At 70.5% G+C, this 17,468-nt stretch carries 14 protein-coding genes and 2 pseudogenes; 9 read left to right on the top strand and 7 right to left on the bottom strand.

What is annotated here, in order from left to right; translation table 11 throughout:
• Window positions 1–16 precede the first annotated feature (16 nt).
• Entirely contained in the window at window positions 17–916 is a 900-nt protein-coding gene (locus ABZZ79_RS10425) for an NmrA/HSCARG family protein (protein WP_356688498.1), read from the bottom strand.
• A gap of 118 nt (window positions 917–1,034) precedes the next feature.
• Between ABZZ79_RS10425 and ABZZ79_RS10420 the strand changes: the two genes are divergently transcribed.
• The 3 genes and pseudogenes from ABZZ79_RS10420 to ABZZ79_RS10410 all read left to right on the top strand — a co-directional run bounded on the left by ABZZ79_RS10420 (window position 1,035) and on the right by ABZZ79_RS10410 (window position 2,712).
• A complete protein-coding gene (locus ABZZ79_RS10420) occupies window positions 1,035–1,745 on the top strand; it encodes a helix-turn-helix domain-containing protein (RefSeq protein WP_356688497.1) in 711 nt (236 codons plus the stop codon).
• A gap of 119 nt (window positions 1,746–1,864) precedes the next feature.
• Window positions 1,865–2,031 (top strand): annotated as a pseudogene (locus tag ABZZ79_RS10415) (esterase); the annotation flags it as partial.
• A gap of 42 nt (window positions 2,032–2,073) precedes the next feature.
• Window positions 2,074–2,712, top strand: a complete 639-nt coding sequence (locus ABZZ79_RS10410; protein ID WP_356688496.1) for a hypothetical protein — start codon at window positions 2,074–2,076, stop codon at window positions 2,710–2,712.
• Window positions 2,713–2,829: 117 nt separating this feature from the next.
• On the opposite strand, the gene ABZZ79_RS10405 is transcribed toward ABZZ79_RS10410, so the two are convergent.
• Window positions 2,830–3,795, bottom strand: coding sequence for a pirin family protein (locus tag ABZZ79_RS10405; protein ID WP_356688495.1), 966 nt, complete (start codon window positions 3,793–3,795; stop codon window positions 2,830–2,832).
• A 113-nt stretch (window positions 3,796–3,908) separates the two neighbouring features.
• Between ABZZ79_RS10405 and ABZZ79_RS10400 the strand changes: the two genes are divergently transcribed.
• From ABZZ79_RS10400 to ABZZ79_RS10390, 3 genes are all read left to right on the top strand, one after another.
• Window positions 3,909–4,406, top strand: a complete 498-nt coding sequence (locus ABZZ79_RS10400; RefSeq protein WP_356688494.1) for a MarR family transcriptional regulator — start codon at window positions 3,909–3,911, stop codon at window positions 4,404–4,406.
• Window positions 4,403–4,858: a MarR family transcriptional regulator gene (locus tag ABZZ79_RS10395; protein WP_356688493.1), complete on the top strand. Its 456-nt coding sequence runs from the start codon at window positions 4,403–4,405 to the stop codon at window positions 4,856–4,858. The genes ABZZ79_RS10400 and ABZZ79_RS10395 overlap by 4 nt, the downstream gene beginning before the upstream one ends.
• Before the next feature lie 272 nt (window positions 4,859–5,130).
• Window positions 5,131–5,787 (top strand): peptide deformylase, encoded by a 657-nt coding sequence (locus tag ABZZ79_RS10390; RefSeq protein ID WP_356688492.1) that lies wholly within the window; start codon window positions 5,131–5,133, stop codon window positions 5,785–5,787.
• A gap of 137 nt (window positions 5,788–5,924) precedes the next feature.
• Here ABZZ79_RS10390 and ABZZ79_RS10385 read toward each other — a convergent pair whose 3' ends face one another.
• The gene (locus tag ABZZ79_RS10385; protein WP_356688491.1) at window positions 5,925–7,358 is read right to left on the bottom strand and encodes an NAD(P)/FAD-dependent oxidoreductase; all 1,434 of its coding nucleotides are present in this window, start codon (window positions 7,356–7,358) and stop codon (window positions 5,925–5,927) included.
• Between the two features lie 78 nt (window positions 7,359–7,436).
• Here ABZZ79_RS10385 and ABZZ79_RS10380 point away from each other — a divergent pair.
• Window positions 7,437–8,002 (top strand): annotated as a pseudogene (locus ABZZ79_RS10380) (hypothetical protein); the annotation flags it as partial.
• Between the two features lie 441 nt (window positions 8,003–8,443).
• Window positions 8,444–10,879, top strand: coding sequence for a M4 family metallopeptidase (locus ABZZ79_RS10375; protein WP_356688490.1), 2,436 nt, complete (start codon window positions 8,444–8,446; stop codon window positions 10,877–10,879).
• 413 nt (window positions 10,880–11,292) lie between these two features.
• On the opposite strand, the gene ABZZ79_RS10370 is transcribed toward ABZZ79_RS10375, so the two are convergent.
• The 4 genes from ABZZ79_RS10370 to ABZZ79_RS10355 form a co-directional block, all read right to left on the bottom strand.
• A complete protein-coding gene (locus tag ABZZ79_RS10370) occupies window positions 11,293–13,566 on the bottom strand; it encodes a M4 family metallopeptidase (protein WP_356688489.1) in 2,274 nt (757 codons plus the stop codon).
• Window positions 13,567–13,861: 295 nt separating this feature from the next.
• Window positions 13,862–16,261 carry a M4 family metallopeptidase gene (locus tag ABZZ79_RS10365; RefSeq protein WP_356688488.1) on the bottom strand — a complete coding sequence of 800 codons (2,400 nt, stop codon included), beginning with the start codon at window positions 16,259–16,261 and terminating at the stop codon, window positions 13,862–13,864.
• A gap of 188 nt (window positions 16,262–16,449) precedes the next feature.
• Complete coding sequence (locus ABZZ79_RS10360; protein ID WP_356688487.1) at window positions 16,450–16,662, bottom strand: hypothetical protein; 213 nt, start codon at window positions 16,660–16,662, stop codon at window positions 16,450–16,452.
• 101 nt (window positions 16,663–16,763) lie between these two features.
• On the bottom strand, window positions 16,764–16,913 hold the full coding sequence (locus ABZZ79_RS10355; RefSeq protein ID WP_356688486.1) for a hypothetical protein: 150 nt from the start codon (window positions 16,911–16,913) through the stop codon (window positions 16,764–16,766).
• 130 nt (window positions 16,914–17,043) lie between these two features.
• On the opposite strand from ABZZ79_RS10355, the gene trxA reads away from it, so the two are divergent.
• Window positions 17,044–17,424: a thioredoxin gene (gene trxA, locus ABZZ79_RS10350; protein WP_356688485.1), complete on the top strand. Its 381-nt coding sequence runs from the start codon at window positions 17,044–17,046 to the stop codon at window positions 17,422–17,424.
• Window positions 17,425–17,468 lie beyond the last annotated feature (44 nt).

The following is a 17,468-nucleotide window of genomic DNA, read 5'->3' as shown; positions in this document are numbered from 1 at the left end:
TGGGCACGCGGCCCCGTCAGCCCGCGGTGGCCTCCAGCTGTGCCGCGAGGCGGGCCTTGCCGGAGCGGTCGAGCCAGGTGCGGAAGTCCATGACACCGGGGTGGGCGCCGAGCAGCGGGGCGAGGTCGGTGTCGTAGTAGGTGGCGTTCGCCCAGGTGAAGACCTTCGCGACCTCGGGGTCGTGCTCCCACAGAAGACCGACCGGGATCTGCGTGTGCGGGACGTGGCGTCCGGCTGCCGCGCTGAGCTGTTCGGCGATCTGCGGGGCGGTGAGCCGGTCGCCGGTGATCTCGACGGCCCTGCCCAGATAGGTGTCCGGGTCGGCGAAGGCCAGTGCGGCGAACGCTCCGGTGTCGTCGATGGCGATGAGCTGCACGACCAGGTCGTCACGCCAGGGGACGTTCAGTGATCCGTTCTGGAAGAAGCGCGCGGGGCTGGTGAAGTCCTCCATGAACCCGGCGGGGCGCAGGATCGTCGCGGGTATGCCCAGCGTGCGGATGTGCTGTTCGATCCGCCACTTCTCGATCTGTCCCCAGCCCCGCTCCTCGTAGTAGCGGTTCTGGCTCTCCGCGCCGCCGACGGAGGAGTACACCAGGTGCCGCACACCTGCGGCCTTCGCGGCATCCGCGACGTTGACGCCCTGGTACAGCTCGTTGTCGTTCGCGGACTGAACGCTGTAGAGACCGTACGCGCCGCGCGCCGCCTCCTCGATGGAGGCGCGGTCATCCAGGTCGCCGCGGACGAGTTCGGCTCCGGCGGCGGCAAGCGCGGCGGCGGCAGACGTGGTGTCGCGCCGGACGAGGGCGCGGACGTGCCAGCCGTCCGCGAGCAGGTGGCGAGCGGTGGCACCGCCCTGGTTCCCGGTCGCGCCGGTGACCAGGACCGTCTTGCCGCGGGGGGACTTGCGGGTGTTCATGTCTCGGCTCCTGTCGTCGGTTGGGCATCATCGATATTGACGGTATGACGAAAAACGAAAGTTCGTCAACTGCAAGTTTCGTTTGGCGGTGTCTCGCAACCGGTCATACAGTTGGGGCGTGAGCGCCGGCACCGAACGACTCCGCGACCCGCAACAGCGCGCCGAACGGGCCGCGCGCATCCTCGACGCGGCGGCGGGCCTGCTGACCCGGCACGGCTACCGGCGGGTGACCATGGACGATGTGGCTTCCGAGACAGGCATCGGCAAGGGCACCGTCTACCTGCACTGGAAGACCCGAGAGCAGTTGTTCGGCGCTGTCTTCGCGCGCGAGGTGCTCCGTGCGGTGGACGACCTGCGCCAGGCGCTCCAGCGCGACCCGCAAACCTGCCTGCTGCACAACTTCGCCCGCGTGTACTACCTGGCGATCGTGGACCGTCCGCTGCTGCGCGGACTGCTCCTGGGCGATCCCCATCTGCTCGGCAAGCTGACCGGCTCGCCCGACCCGGCGCGCGACGACCGGCACGCCGCGCTGACGCACAGCTACCTCGCGCTGCTCGCCGAGCACGACCTGGTCCGCGACGACCTGAGCGTGGACGAGATCGGCTACACCTACCAGGCGATGTTCGAGGGCTTCTTGCGCGCCGAGGGCTCGACCCCGATCGGCAGCCCGGAGCAGCATGCCGAGTTGCTCGCCCTAACCGTCCGGCGCGCCTTGGAGAACGAGGCGGCATCCGGCCTCCCCGTCAAGCAGCTCGCCGCCGCCACGGTCGCGCTGCTCGACGACCTGATCGACGCGGACCGCGCCGCTTTCGGGCTGCCCGAGGTCTGAGCGCGAACACCTGGTGCGATGCAGTGCGCGGCGAGCGCGGGGCGGAGCACGCGCTCGCCGTCACGGCGTGAAGGTGGAGCGTGATGTCAGCGCCGGACACACCCACCCCGCAAACAAGCATGTTCAGCCAGACCGCGTCCCTGTCGGGAGACGTCGACCTGTCGGCCAACTCCATGGACCTGCGCACGCCGTCGCGGCCTCCGTCATCGACGCGCTGGGCGCGATGTGCGCCTCGTCGTCCGGCTCCCGCGACCCCGACGAGTCCGCCTTCGGGCCGTGGGTGGACAGGTTCTTCGAGCTGGCAGCATGAGCTCGCTGAAGGTGAGTCATGGTTTCGCAGAGCACTTGGCGGCGACGGTACGTCGCGCCGGTGGCACAGGCCGCCGGGCTCGTTCCGGACGGGAAGGTCTTCCGGCTGACGGGGGAACACGGCGACTGCGCACTGATCGAGTTCCATCCGCACCGGATCGATCCGAAGATGGACGTCTTCTTCGTCCGGGTCTCCGTCGTCCCTTCCCCGCAGCGGGCGTGGGCCTACCGTCAGCATTGGGACCAGGCCAAGGATTTGCCGCCGACGTCCGCCGAGGCGATGCTCCACTGGGATCTGATCCCGCCCGACACCGTCGCGTGGGACCCGGCGGCGGACATGCCGGCCCGCGGCTACTGGGCCTACGGCGCGCGAACCGATCCCGGTGCGTGTGCGGAGGAGTTCGTCGGGATGCTCCGGGAGCACACGTTCCCGCAGATGCGCCGGCTTCTCGACCGCGAGGAACTGCTCGCCGAGATGAAGCGGCGCTCGCCCGGCTTCCATCACCGCCGGCCACCTGGCTGGGCGGAGGTGCTCCTGAACGTCGACCGGCTCGAACCGGCGGCGCTGGAGCCACTGCTCGCGCGGGTGGAGACCGACTACCCGGTGGCGGACGAGTTCATCGCATGGGCGCGTGACTACGCCGCCGCCAGAGGCTGACGGTTCCCGCGGACGCCTCTGAGCGACAGACCGTCCGGCTGCCCGGCGACGGCCGGGCAGCCGGACGGCGGCTGCCCGCGTACCCGTCCAACGCTGTCAGCCGGCTGTTCCCGCGGGTCAGCGGACCCTCCCCCGTGGCTTCAGAGGCGTCACCGGCAGCGCGGGCGCCGGGAGCGGATCCCCGTCGTACCCCTTCACCTCCCCGAACCGTGTCCCTTCCGTCCAGTCCCGCCGCGCCTGGACGATCTCCTCCTGGGACCGTCCGATCCAGTTCCAGAACATGATCAGCTCCTCCTCGAAGGGCTCGCCGCCGAGGAGCATCAGGCCGGCGTCGGAGTCGGCGCGCAGCGGGAGTTCGGTGCGGCCGCAGCCGAGGTAGAGCATGGAGCCGGGCAGGACGGGCACGCCGTCGACGTGGGCCTCGCCGGACATGGACAGCACGGCGTACTCGAAGTCCGGGTCGAGGGGGAGGCGGACGTCGGCGCCGCGGGTGAGGGCGAGGTCGGCACCGACGACGGGGGTGTAGGTCGTGCCGGGCGAGACGGCTCCGTCCAGGGAGCCGAGGACGAGCGTGGCCCGCAGCCCCGGTGCCGTCACCACTGGGAGTTCGGCGTGGTGCTCGAAGTGCGGGTCGGTGTGGCGGTGGCTGTCGGGCAGGGCGATCCACAGCTGGGCCCCGTGCAGGAAGCGGGCGTGCGTGCGGGGGCTCTCCTCCGAGTGGCTGATCGCCCGGCCGGAGGTCATCAGGCCCAGCTCGCGCGGGCGGATGGTCTGGAGGCTGCCGGTGGAGTCGCGGTGCAGCACCTCGCCCTCGTGCAGCCAACTCACCGTCTGCAGGCCCATATGGGGGTGCGGCGGCACCTGCATCCCGGGCTCGTCGGCGATGTCGTCGGGGCCGTAGTGGTCGACGAAGCACCAGGCCCCGACCATCCGGCGGCCCAGGTTCGGCAGCAGCCGGCGGACCTCGGTCGACTCGCCGAGCCTGACGGTGCGGGGGCTGAGGAGTTCGCGTACGGGCTCCGCCACCACGAAGCCGCGGCCGCCGCACACGGCGGGAACCGCCTCGCGGTCGAGATTGCTCATGACGGACAACCTAGCCCCGCCGGGTCCCTTCCGTCAGTGCGTCGTCCGGGCGACGGGCGGCCTTCGAACAGAAATAGTAGCCATGGACATAGTAGCCATGTAATGTATTCGTCATGAGCAACGGTTCCGAGGGCGCGACGCCCGGATTCCTGGTGTGGCGACTGTCCATGAAGTGGCGCACCGCCGTGGACCGCGCGGTGGCCCCGCTCGGGCTCACCCACGCCCAGTACTCCCTGGTGGCCTCGCTGCACGGCATGCACCGCACCGGTGAGCGGCCCAGTCAGCGACAGCTCGCCGACCGCACCGGGCTCGAACCGCTGTACGTGTCCAAGCTGGCGCGCTCCCTGGAGAGCGCCGGTCTGGTGCGGCGCGAACGCGACCCGCGCGACCCGCGTGCGGTCCAGCTCTCGCTCACCGGCCAGGGACAGGAGACCACCCGGGCCGCCATCGAGGTCGTACACGCCCTGCTGGAGCGACTGCTGGCCCCGCTGGGCGGGCTCGACGACGAGCGCACCCGGCGCCTCAGCCGCGACCTCGCCACCTTGCTCGACGCACCGCTTGATCCACCCCCGCAGACCGGGACCCACGAGAACAGGCAGGAGCAGTCATGACCACCACCGCAGCCCCCTCCGTCGACCCCCGCGTCATCGGGCTCGCCCACTACGCCGGACGAGCCGTCCTGGAGCACGTCCTGGGCCGCCACGGCGCCACCTTCCAGCAGCAGATCACGCTGCGCCTGGTCGTCACCGCCGAGACCCCCCTCGAACGGGACGCGCTCGCCGCGCAGGTGACCGCGTCGCTGAAGATCCCCGAGACGGAGGTCCTGGCCGTCGTCGACGGGCTGATCGGGCAGGGCCTGGCCGCCGCGGAGGGCACCGCCGTCCGGGCGACGGACGCCGGGCGCAAGCTGTACGCCACCGTCAGCGCGGAGACCGGCCCGATCTCCGCGCGGATCTACGCCGGGATACCGGCCGAGGACCTCGCGGTCGCGGGCCGCGTCCTGACCGTGATCACCGAGCGCGCCGACGCGGAGCTGGCCGCGCTGGAGGCGACGCGGAAGTAACGGGCCCGCCGAGGCAGGCACGACGAAGGGCCCGGCATCCCCCCGGATGCCGGGCGCTTCGCCCTGGAGGCCCGCCACTGTCACCCCCGCGCGGCCGCGTCCCACCCGCAGCGCCGCCTCCCCCGCCGGTACGCGATCGCGCTCCAGTGGCCGAGAGAGCGGAAGGACGCGTTCCCGGCAGGTGAAGTCGCCTGCGCCACAGGCCTGGTGAGGGGGTGACAGGTGTCAGGTTCGGGTGACAGGTGTCAGACCCGGCGTGACATGCTGGCCGGATGACAACTCCCGGCGCACGCGCACCCCTTGCCGAGCAGGTCGAGCAACTCCTTCTCACCGAAGGCCCGTTGACCATCGTCGCGGCGGGCGACCCGGTGTTGCGGCAGGGCATCGAGCCGTACGACGGACAGCTGGGGCCCACGCTGCTGGCCCGGCTCGTCGAGGCGATGCGCGCGGCCATGCGCGCGGCGCCCGGCGTGGGGCTCGCGGCGCCGCAGGTGGGTGTGCCGCTGCGGATCGCCGTCATGGAGGACCCGGCGACCGTACCGGAGGAGGTGCGGCTGGCCCGCGGGCGGGTGCCGCAGCCGTTCCGGGTGCTGGTGAACCCCTCCTACGAGCCGATCGGTCCCGCGCGTGCCGCGTTCTACGAGGGCTGTCTGAGCGTGCCGGGCTGGCAGGCGGTGGTGGCGCGCCCGGCGATGGTCCGGCTGACCGGCCAGGACGAGGACGGCCGGCCGCTCGACGAGGTCTTCACGGGCTGGCCCGCGCGGATCGTCCAGCACGAGACGGACCATCTCGACGGCACGCTCTACCTCGACCGCGCGGAGCTGCGCTCACTGGCCTCCGCGCAGGCGATGGCGGACCGCTGGAGCGAGCCCACACCGGTCGCGGCGGCGCGGGGCCTGGGGTTCGACCTGCCGGACGGGGACGGCTGAGACCGACCCGGCGGTGAGCCTGCGCCCGCGCCGTCCCGCACGTCGGCTTCCCGACGCGCTCCCGCCCGGCCCGAGCCCGGCGGGAGCGCCCCGGCGCCCACGGAACATGGCGTCCCAGCGCGGGCGGGAGCCGGGACTCACGCGTCCCGGAATGCCTCCAGCAGCCGCAGCCACACCTCGCTGAGCGTCGGATACGACGGCACCGCGTGCCAGAGCCGCTCGACCGGCACCTGTCCCGCGACGGCGACGGTCGCCGAGTGGATGAGTTCGCCGACGCCGGGACCGACGAAGGTCACCCCGCGCAGGATCCGGTCGTCGAGGTCGACGACCATGCGGGCACGGCCCCGGTAGCCCTCGCCGTACAGGCCCGCGCCCGCGACCGAGGAGAACTCGACGTCGACGGCCCGCACCCGGTGCCCGGCCCGCTCCGCCTCGGCCAGGGACAGGCCCACGGCCGCCGCCTCCGGGTCGGCGAAGACCACCTGCGGCACGGCGTCGTGGTCGGCGGTGGCGGCGTGGGCGCCCCAGGGGTCCGACTCCAGGATGGGTGCCCCCGCGGCGCGGGCCGCGATGACGGCACCCGCGATCCGGGCCTGGTACTTGCCCTGGTGGGTGAGCAGGGCGCGGTGGTTGACGTCACCGACGGCGTACAGCCAGTCCGTGCCCGTCACGCGCAGACTGTCGTCGACGGTCAGCCAGGAGCCGGGTTCCAGGCCGACCGTGTCCAGGCCGATGTCCTCGGTGTGCGGCACCCGGCCGGTGGCGAAGAGGATCTCGTCGGCCTCCAGGTGCTCCCCGGTGTCGGTGGTGGCGGTCACCGTGCCGTCCCGGCGGGTCACCGACGTCACGGAGGTGCCCGTGCGGACCTCGACGCCCGCCTCTTTCAGTCCCTCCGCGACCAGCTCTCCGGCGAAGGGCTCCATCCGGTTCAGCAGGCCCTTGCCGCGGACGAGAAGGGTGACCCGGGAGCCCAGGGCCTGCCAGGCGGTCGCCATCTCGGTCGCCACGACTCCCCCGCCCACGACGAGGAGAGCGCCGGGCGCCGCCTTGGCGCTGGTCGCCTCGCGGCTGGTCCAGGGGCGTACGTCGGCGAGGCCGGGGAGGTCGGGCAGCTGGGCGCGGGTGCCGGTGCACACGGCGACGGCGTGCCGGGCGGTGAGTGTGGTGCGGGTGCCGTCCGGGGCGGTGACCTGCACCGTGCGGGGTCCCGCCAGGCGGCCGTGGCCCCGGTACAGGTCGGCGCCGACGCCCTCGATCCAGCGGACCTGGCCGTCGTCCTTCCAGTGGGAGGTGTAGTAGTCGCGGCGGGCGAGCACCGCCGGTGTGTCGAGTGGGCCCCGCACCGCACCGCTCAGGCCGGGGAGGCGGCGGGCTTCGGCGCGGGCGATGACCGGGCGCAGGAGGGCCTTGCTCGGTATGCAGGCCCAGTAGGAGCACTCTCCGCCGACGAGCTCGCTCTCCACGACCGCGGTGGACAGGCCGGCCGCGCGGGTGCGGTCGGCGACGTTCTCCCCCACGGGCCCGGCTCCGAGCACCACGACGTCGTACGCATGGGAATCCGATTCCGTCATGAGGTCAGTCTTACGGGTGGTGTGCGCCGCGGCCACACGGGTACGCGCGCGGTACGTGACTGTGCGCGCACGGAATGCGGGTTCGAGGATGTCGCCGTCGCGATCATGGCACCGCGATCCGGCAAGACCACCTCCCTCGCCATCCCCTCGATCCTCGCGGCGCCCGGCCCGGTGCCGCTGACCTCGAAAGGCCGAAGGCGACGCCTTCACGGCGCGCTGACGACACCCCGGGCCGGGTGGGGCGGCTGTGGTCGACGGACCCGCGGCAGATCGCTCACGCCGGGCGGACGATGTGGTGGAACCCGCTCGCCGTCGCCAAGTCGCCCGACGGGGCAGGCAGGTTGGCCGGGCACTTCGCCGCCACAAGCGTGGACGCCTCCCAGCGGGGCGACTTCTGGTCCAAGGCCGACGGCGACATCCTCGCCCGGTTGTTCCTGACTTCGGCACTCGACGAGCGGCCGATCACGGACGTCATGGCCTGGCTCGCCTTCCCCGCCGACCGCACCCCACTCGACATTCCGCGCGACCACGAGTTCCCCGCCGTCGCCTCCCGGTTCAAGGGGACCGTCGAAGGCCCGCCAGAGACACGCGACGGCCTCCACGAGACCACCCGCCGGTACGCCGCCGCCCTGCTCAACTCGGAAGCCGCGCGCCACGCGCCCTCAGGGAGGCCATGCCCTGTCCGGACATTTGCACATGGAACGACTTTCGAGCACAGTCGCCGGCCCGGCGCCGAACATCGGCGCCGCACCGCGGCCGGACAAGCTCGGCCTCACCTGACCGCTGACGTGTCGCCGCCGCGCAACGCCCTGGGTGAAACCACAAGCCCGACCCGAAGCGCGTCCGACTATCGGACGGAATCGCTCACCGAACTTACACTTTCAGCCATTTCCGCGCAGTCAGAATGACATGTTCACGCAATCAGGGCAGCCTTACGCGCAACTCGGTGCATCGAACGAAGCATCAATGCGCATCCAGCGCATGGAAGTTCGTTTGTGCACCTCCTTGGTCAGTCCTGCCCGGGCGGCTCCACGGTCCGTCCGGTCTCGGGCCGAGCCCCTCGGCCTCCGTCTTAGGAGTCAACTGTGAGACGTTCCCCCCGCAAGGCTGTCGCCGCGGGTGCCCTGATAGCCAGCGCCGCGATGGTCGCCGTCGCGCTTCCCGCCACCGCCGCCACCGCCGGCACCGCGGGCACAGCTGGCACCCAGGCGCCGGCCCAGGCCGCCTCCGTCAGCGCCACCCCCCGAGCCGGAGCCCTGGGGGTCAAGCTCACCCCGGCCCAGCACGCGGCGCTGGTAGCCGACGCCCAGGCGCACCGCGCCACCACCGCCAAGGCCCTGGGCCTGGGCGCGAAGGAGGCGCTGCTGCCGAAGTCCGTCCTGAAGGACGCCGACGGCACGCTGCACACCCGCTACGAGCGGACCTTCGCGGGACTGCCGGTCCTCGGCGGCGACCTCGTCGTCCACGCGGACGCCAAGGGTGCCGTGAAGAGCGTCACCAAGGCCACCAAGGCCACCGTCAAGGTCGCCTCCACCACCGCGGTCAAGACCGCCGACTCGGCGAAGTCCTTCGCGCTGGGCCGGGCCAAGGCCGAGAACGCCACGTCCCCGAAGGCCAACTCGGTGCGCAAGGTCGTCTGGGCCGCCGCCGACAGGCCGACCCTGGCCTGGGAGACCGTGGTCGGCGGCCTGCAGCACGACAAGACCCCCTCCGAGCTGCACGTCATCACCGACGCGACCACCGGCGCCAAGCTGTATGAGTACCAGGCCGTCAAGACCGGCATCGGCAACAGCCAGTACGCCGGCCAGGTCACCATCGGCAGCACGGGGTCCGCCGGCAACTACAGCCTGATCGACAACACCCGCGGCGGCCACAAGACCACCGACCTCAACCACGCCGAGGACGACCCCTGGGGCGGCAACATCCCCGTCGGCACGACGTTCACCGACTCCGACGACACATGGGGAACCGGCTCGGCCACCAACGCGCAGACCGCCGGTGTGGACGCCGCCTACGGTGCGCAGCTGACCTGGGACTACTACAAGAACGTCCACGCCCGTAACGGCGTCAGGAACGACGGCGTGGCCCCCCACTCCCGCGTTCACTACGGCAACATCTACCGGAACGCGTTCTGGTGGGAAGTCTGCTTCTGCATGACCTACGGCGACGGGTACTACAACACCAACCCGCTCACCTCGATCGACGTCGCGGCGCACGAGATGACGCACGCCGTCACCGGCTACACCGCCGGCCTGGTCTACAGCGGCGAGTCCGGCGGCCTGAACGAGGCCACCTCCGACATCATGGGCACCACCGTGGAGTTCTGGGCGAACAACTCCGCCGATGCCGGTGACTACCTCGTCGGCGAGAAGATCAACATCGACCTCGACGGCAAGCCGCTGCGCTACATGGACCAGCCCTCCAAGGACGGCTGGTCCAAGGACGCCTGGTACTCCGGCGTCGGCAACGTCGACGTCCACTACTCCTCCGGCGTGGCCAACCACTGGTTCTACCTGGCCTCCGAGGGCAACGGCGCCAAGACCATCAACGGCGTCAGCTACAACAGCCCGACCTCCGACGGCCTGCCGGTCAACCCGATCGGCCGCGACGCGGCTGCCAAGATCTGGTACCGGGCGCTGACCACCTACATGACCTCCAACACCAACTACGCCGGCGCCCGCACGGCCACCCTCCAGGCCGCCGCCGACCTGTACGGGGCGAGCAGCCCCACCTACAAGAACGTCGGCAACGCCTGGGCCGCGGTCAACGTCGGCCCCCGCATCACCCAGGGCGTCACGCTGACCAACCCCGGCAACCAGGTCTCCCAGACCGGCACGGCGCTGACCCTGCAGGTCCAGGCCGTCACCAGCAACAGCGGGCCGATGAACTACACGGCCACCGGCCTGCCCGCCGGCCTGAGCCTCAACGCCTCCACCGGCAAGATCACCGGCACGCCCACCACGGCCGGCACCAGCACCGTCACGCTCACCGTCACGGACTCCACCGGGGCCCTCGACATCGTGTCGTTCTCCTGGCTCACCTACACCGTCGGCGCCTGCACCACGACACAGCTGCTCGGCAATCCCGGCTTCGAGTCCGGCAACACCGTGTGGACCACGACCGGCAGCGGCACCATCATCAGCAACGACAACTCCTGGCTGTTCTCGCGTACCGGCACCTGGAAGGCGGTGGTGGGCGGCAACGGCCAGACGTCCACCGACACGCTGTCGCAGAAGGTGTTCGTCCCCTACGGCTGCAAGGCCACCGTCAGCTTCTGGCTGCGCGTCGTCACCAACGAGGGCACCACGACCAACCCGTACGACAAGCTGACCGTCACGGCCAACGGCACCACCCTGGCCACGTACTCCAACCTGAACGCGACCGCCGGCTACGTGCAGAAGACGGTCGACCTCGCCCCGGTCGCCGGCCAGGACGTCACCCTGAAGTTCGCGAGCACGGAGGACTCGACCGCCCCGACCTACTTCCTGGTCGACGACACGGCGCTCACGGTCCACAACTGAACCACCCGCTGAGACGACGCTGACGCCCTGACGGGCCGAGGCGCCGGTACAAGGGCGAGGCCCGCACCCCCGATGGGTGCGGGCCTCGCCGCCGTTCGCGGGACTCCCGGAGGGGCGCACGGTGGCCCTCCCGGACGGTCGTCAGGCCGCGGCTGTGGCTGGTGGGCACGGCCGCTCCAGGGTTCACGAATGAACCGACGGTCCTTTCGGATCTGGTGACGAAGTACTCGCGGACCACGGGGAACCGCAGCTCGGCCGGACAATTCTCGGGGGGCGCCCTCCCGCCGGTCGACGCTGCGGTCAGTGGAGGTCGCGTCCCGTCCCGGGTCAGGACGAGTGAAGCCCGCACTCCGGAGAGTGCGGGCTTCGCCCGTGAGCCGTCGTACGGATGCGTGGAACCCCGACACATCTCGTCAGAAGGTCAGTTTCCAGCTGTCGATGTAGCCGGTGTCACCGCTGGAGGTGTCCCGGACCTGCAGCTTCCAGGTGCCGTCTGCGACCTCGCTGGAGGCGTCCACCGTGAAGGTGGTGATCAGGTTGTCGGTCCCGTCGTAGAAGTCGGCGTTCTTCAGCCGGTAGACCGTGCCGTCGGGGGCGACCAGGTCGACCTCCAGGTCACCGCGCCAAGAGTGCTTGATGTCGACGCCCACCTTGAGGGCGGCCGACGCGTTGCCGGGAACCCCGGTGACGTCGATGCTGGAGGAGACCGCGGGGCCGTTGTCCGGAATCGACACGTCAGCGGTGTTCTCGAAGACGTTGTAGAAGCTCAGGGCGCTCCATGTGAACTGCGCGGTGGCCGTGGCGCTGGCCGGGTCGGTGACGGTGACCGTGACATTGCTGGTGCCCGGGTTGACCGGGGTGCCGGAGATCAGGCCGGTGGAGGCGTTGACCGACAGACCCGCGGGCAGGCCGGCGGCCGAGTAGGTCAGCTTGCTCTTCCTGGTGGCGCCGGTGGCCTGGAGTTGGAGACTGGCAGCGGTGTTGACCAGCGTGGTCTGGGGGTTGGGGTTGGTCAGCTTCACGCCGCCGGCGCGGCTGCCGACGTTGACGGCCGCCCAGGCGTTGGCGGCGTTGTTGTAGGTGGCGCTGCCGCTGCCGTACAGGTCGGCCGCCGCCTGGAGGGTGGCGGTGCGGGCGCCGGCGTAGCTGGTGGAGGAGGTCATGTACGTGGTCAGCGCCCGATACCAGATCTTCGCCGCCGCGTCACGGCCGATCGCGGTGACCGACAGGCCGTCGGAGGTGGGGGAGTTGTAGGTCACCCCGTTGAGAATCTTGCTTCCGCTGCCCTCGGAGGCCAGGTAGAACCAGTGGTTGGCCACGCCGGAGGAGTAGTGGACGTCGATGCCGCCGATGCCGGAGTACCAGGCGTCCTTGGACTTGCCGTCCTTGGACGGCTGGTCCATGTAACGCAGCGGGTTGCCGTCGCCGCGGATGTCGATCTTCTCGCCGAGCAGGTAGTCACCCGGGTCGGACGGGTTGTTCGCCCAGAGCTCCACAGCGGTGGCCATGATGTCGGAGGTCGCCTCGTTCAGGCCGCCGGACTCCCCGCTGTAGACCAGTCCGGCGGTGTTGGAGGTGACGCCGTGCGTCATCTCGTGGGCCGCCACGTCGATCTGCGTCAGCGGCTTGAGGTTGTTCCTGCCGTCCCCGTAGGTCATGCAGAAGCAGTAGTCGTCCCAGAACGCGTTCACGTACGCGCTGTCGTAGTGGACGCGGGAGGGAGCGGCCACACCGTCGTTCCTGATGCCGTTGCGGCCGTGGACGCTCTGGTAGTAGTCCCAGGTCAACTGCGCGCCGTAGTGCGCGTCCACGGCAGCGGTCTGGCGGTTGGAGGCCAGACCGTCGCCCCACGTGTCGTCGGCGTCGGTGAACAGCGTGCCGCCGCCGTAGGTGCTGTTGTTCATGTCGTAGGTCTTGTGACCGCCCCGGGTGGGGTCGTCCATCTGATAGGCAGAGCCCGACAGCGTGGTGCCGATCGTCACCGTGCCGCTGTACTGGCTGGTGCCGGAACCGGTCTGGACGGCCTGGTAGTGGAAGAGCTCCTTGCCGGTCGTCGCGTCGGTGATCACGTGCAGCCGGGACGGGGTACCGTCGTGCTGCACGCCGCCGACCACGCTCTCCCAGGCCAGCACCGGCTTGCCGGCGGCGGCCCAGACCACCTTGCGGACCGAGTCGGCCTGCGGATCCTTGGCCCCCTCGGCCCTGGCCCGGCCCAGCGCGAGGGACTTCGCCGACGCGGCGCTCGAGACCGCGGTGGTGGAGGTGACCGTGATCGTGGCACTCGTATTCTTGGTGACACCCTTGGCGCTGCCGTTCGCGGCCGTGTGGACGACGAGGTCGCCGCCGAGGACCGGCAGGCCTGCGAAGGTGCGCTCGTAGCGGGTGTGCAGCGTGCCGTCGGCGTCCTTCAGGACGGACTTCGGCAGCAGCGCCTCCTGCGCGCCCAGGCCCAGGGCCTTCGCGGTGGTGGCACGGGCGGCCTGCGCGCCGGCCAGCAGCGCCGCGTGCTCGGCCGGGCTCAGCCGCACCTGAAGGGCACCGGCCCGGGGCGCCGGGCCGACGGAGACGGCCCGAGCCGGCGCCTGGGTGCCGGCGGTGACGGCGTGGGCGGGAAGCACGACGGCGACCATCGCTGCACCGGCTATCAGGGCACCCGCGGCGACAGCCTTACGGGGGAAACGTCTCACAGTGAACTCCTTGAATGACGGCCGACGGTCTCGGCCGATGACGAACCGGGCGGATCGGGATCGAGCCGCCCGGGCGGAATGAACGAAGTGATGTGCCATCAACCGTCGCCGGGAGCAGACGAGTTGTGCGCACGCTTCCAGCCGCCGAGACCACCTGCCGCGGCCTGGATCGGCAGCGAACGCCTCTGAGGGCAGCCCAGCGACGACGAGGCCCGCCCCCTTCAGGGGAGCGGACCTCGTCCTTCAACTCCGTGCCGTGTGGCGGCCCGTCAGGGCCTCAGCCGTGGGCAGGAGTTCAGGGGGTGACGTTGAGCGTGACGTCGTCGAGCATGAAGGACGTCTGCATGCCGTAGTCCTCCGCGGCCGTGAACTTCAGGGTGACGCTCTGCCCGGCGAAGGCGGAGAGGTTGAAAGTCTTCTTCACGTAGTCCGTGTTCTTGTCCAGGTTGGAGTACGTGGCCAGCGTGGTCCCGTTGGCCTGGACCTTCAGGGTGTCGTACGCGGTGTTCATGATCTCGTTGGTGTTGATGTGCAGCCAGTACGTCAGGGTGGCGGGGCAGCCGGCCGGGATGGTCACCGTCTGCGACAGGGTGTCGGTATGCGTCTGGCCGTAGCCGCCCATCCACGCCTTCCACGTACCGGTGCGCGGCTGCGTCGAGATGCCGTTGTCGATGACGCCTGCGCCGGCGGTCCACACGGTGTTACCGGACTCGAAGCCGGGGTTGCCGAGCTTCTGCACCGGGTTGCAGGGGCCGGGCGTGTAGATCTTCCAGGTGAACGTGGCGGTGGAGGAGGCGTTGGTGGAGTCCTTCACCGTGACCGTGACGTTGCTGGTGCCCAGGGTGGTGGCGGTGCCGGAGATCAGGCCGGTGGAGGCGTTGACCGACAGGCCCGCGGGCAGGCCGGTGGCCGAGTAGGTCAGCGGGCCGGAGTTGGTGCTGATGGCCTGGATCTGCAGGCTCCCGGCGGTGTTGACCGCCGTGTACTGGCTGCCCGGGTCGGTGATCCGCACGCCCAGGGGGAGGCGGGCGCCGACGTTGACGGCGGCCCAGGCGTTGGCGGTGTGGACGTAGGTGGCGCTGCCGTCGCCGTACAGGTCGGCGGCGGCCCGGAGGGTGGCAAGGCGGGCGCCGGCGTAGTTGGTGGAGCCGGTCATGTAGGTGGTCAGCGCGCGGTACCAGATCTTCATCGCGGCGTCCCGGCCGATCGCGGTGACCGGCTGCCCGTCGTAGGTCGGGCTGTTGTAGCTGACGCCGTTGACCGTCTTGGCGCCACTGCCCTCGGAGGCCAGGTAGAACCAGTGGTTCGCCGGGCCGGAGGAGTAGTGGACATCGACCTCGCTGAGGGTGGAGTACCAGTAGTCCTTGGACTTGCCGTCCTTGGAGGGCTGGTCCATGTAGCGCAGCGGGGTGCCGTTGCCGCGGATGTCGATCTTCTCGCCGACCAGGTAGTCGCCGACGTCGGAGGAGTTGTTCGCCCAGAACTCCACCGCGGCGGCGAAGATGTCGGAGGTGGCCTCGTTCAGGCCGCCGGACTCGCCGCTGTAGATCAGGCGGGCGGTGTTGCCGGTGACACCGTGCGTCATCTCGTGCGCGGCCACGTCGATCGAGGTGAGCGGCTTGGCGTTGCCGTCACCGTCGCCGTAGGTCATGCAGAAGCAGGACGGGTCCCAGAAGGCGTTGACGTAGGCGTCGCCGTAGTGGACCCGGGAGTAGGCGCCCACGCCGTCGTTCTTGATGCCGCTGCGGGCGTGGACGTTCTTGTAGTAGTCCCAGGTCAGCTGGGCGCCGTACTGCGCGTCCACGCCGGCGGTCTGCGTGTTGGCCGGCTGGCCGTTGCCCCAGACGTCGTCGGCGTCGGTGAACAGCGTGCCCTGCTGGCTGTCGCTGGTCGAGTGGCCCATGTCGTAGGTCTTGTGACCACCACGGGGGGCGTCGTTCATGGTGTAGCTGCCGGCGGACCCTGAGGTCCCGATGGTGACCTGGCCGCTGTACTGGCTGTTGCCGACGCCGGTGTTGATCTCCTCGTAGTCGAAGAGCGCGGCGCCGGTGGTGGCGTCGGTGATCACGTGCATCTGGCTGGGGGTGCCGTCGTGCTGCAGCCCGCCGACCACGGTCTCCCAGGCCAGGACCGGCTTGCCGGAGCCGGCCCAGACCACCTTGCGGACCAGGCCGGCCTTCGGGGCCTTGGAGCCCTCGGCCTTGGCCTTGCCCAGCGCGACGGACTTCGCCGACGCGGCGCTCTTGGCGGCCGTGGTGGAGGCGACGGTGATGGTGGCCTTGGTGTTCTTGGTGACGTCCTTGACAGCGCCGTTCGCGCCGGCGTGCACGATCAGCTCGCCGCCGAGGACCGGCAGGCCGGCGAAGGTGCGGTCGTAGCGGGTGTGCACCGTGCCGTCCGCGTCCTTGAGGACGGACTGGACCACCAGTGCCTCCTGCGCGCCCAGGCCCAGGGCCTTGGCCGTGGCAGCGCGGGTGGCGGTGGCGTCGGCGATCAGGGCGGCCCGCTCGGCCGGGCTGAGCTTGACCTGCAGCGCGCCGGCCCGGGGGGTGGCACTGACGGAGGCGCCCTGGGCCGGGGCAGCCGGAGAGCCGGTGCCGGCGGTGGCAGCGCCGACGGGAAGTGCCACGGCAACCATCGCGGCACTGGCTATCAGCACTCCCGCGGCGACAGCCTTTCGGGGGGAACGTCTCACTCTGAACTCCTTGCATGACGGCCGACGGTCTCGGCCGATTGAGAAACAGGGCGGATCGGGATCGAGCCGCCCGGGCGGTACGGACAAAGTGACGCGCGATCAACTGAGGCTGGGAGCATGCGCGTTATGCGCACGCTCCATGCAACAGAATGCTCGAAAAGAGTGCCATGCTTACGTGAACATGTCATTCAAACTGATGGGAGCTGGCTGAAATCCATACACTCGGCAGACCGGGCGTCCGATAATCGGACTCGCGAGAGTGGGTCGTCGGCCACATTCGTCAGAAGGTCCAGCTTCCAGCTGTTGATGCAGCCGGCCTCGGCGTCTGCGAAGTTCCCGTCCGTGACCGCGATCGTCCAGGCACCGTTCGCGACCTCCGAGGAGGCGTCCACCGTGTCCACGGTCGGCGTGGCAGGACCGTCGAGCGCGCCGAGGTGGCGGCATGACCGAGCCCCTCAACCCCGGCCACCGCGTGGTCGACTGGAACCGCGGATCGGTCACGTCACCATCGCGAACCCGGCCACGGCCACCGCCCACCCCGGCGGCCACCCGTGGCGGCCTCCTCGGCCGCGGCCTCGAAGATCTTCGCCGCTTCCCCGCCCTCCGGCATGAAGCGCTCTGTCCGCCACTCGCCGTCCATGCGCCACTTCACCCGGTGGCTGATAACGACGCCGTCTTTGTTCGTTGGGGGGATTACGCTCGTCACGGGGCCACAGTGTTCCCGCGCCGTCTCGGGAACCAGCCGAGATGGCATCGTCTATGCAGGTCGGAGGCAGGAAAGCATGAGCACCGTAGAGCTCACCAAGGAGAACTTCGACCAGATGGTGAAGGAGAACGACTTCGTTCTCATCGACTTCTGGGCGTCGTGGTGCGGCCCCTGCCGGATGTTCGCGCCGGTCTACGAGAAGGCGGCGCAGGACAACCCCGACCTGGTGTTCGGGAAGGTCGACACCGAGGCTCAGCCGGAGCTGGCCGCGGCCTTCGGCATCCAGTCGATCCCGACGCTGATGATCGTCCGGGACCAGGTGGCCGTCTTCGCGCAGCCCGGCGCGCTGCCGGAGGCCGCGCTGACGGATGTGATCGGTCAGGCGCGGAAGCTGGACATGGACGAGGTGCGCAAGGCGGTGGCCGCGCAGCAGGCGGCCGGGGCCCAGGGCGAGTGATCTGAGGTACTGGTTCCGGACGGCGGGCCCCGCGAAGCGGCTCA

This window comes from Streptomyces sp. NPDC006458 (assembly GCF_040612135.1).
Lineage (GTDB): Bacteria > Actinomycetota > Actinomycetes > Streptomycetales > Streptomycetaceae > Streptomyces.
This window is presented reverse-complemented; position numbering and strand designations above follow the sequence as displayed.

Coding starts and splice junctions, on each gene's coding strand:
- ABZZ79_RS10395 (WP_356688493.1), top strand. CDS start 4,403: ATGACCACCACCGCAGCCCCCTCCGTCGACCCCCGCGTCATCGGGCTC.
- ABZZ79_RS10400 (WP_356688494.1), top strand. CDS start 3,909: ATGAGCAACGGTTCCGAGGGCGCGACGCCCGGATTCCTGGTGTGGCGA.
- trxA (WP_356688485.1), top strand. CDS start 17,044: ATGAGCACCGTAGAGCTCACCAAGGAGAACTTCGACCAGATGGTGAAG.
- ABZZ79_RS10405 (WP_356688495.1), bottom strand. CDS start 3,795: ATGAGCAATCTCGACCGCGAGGCGGTTCCCGCCGTGTGCGGCGGCCGC.
- ABZZ79_RS10390 (WP_356688492.1), top strand. CDS start 5,131: ATGACAACTCCCGGCGCACGCGCACCCCTTGCCGAGCAGGTCGAGCAA.
- ABZZ79_RS10385 (WP_356688491.1), bottom strand. CDS start 7,358: ATGACGGAATCGGATTCCCATGCGTACGACGTCGTGGTGCTCGGAGCC.
- ABZZ79_RS10410 (WP_356688496.1), top strand. CDS start 2,074: ATGGTTTCGCAGAGCACTTGGCGGCGACGGTACGTCGCGCCGGTGGCA.
- ABZZ79_RS10425 (WP_356688498.1), bottom strand. CDS start 916: ATGAACACCCGCAAGTCCCCCCGCGGCAAGACGGTCCTGGTCACCGGC.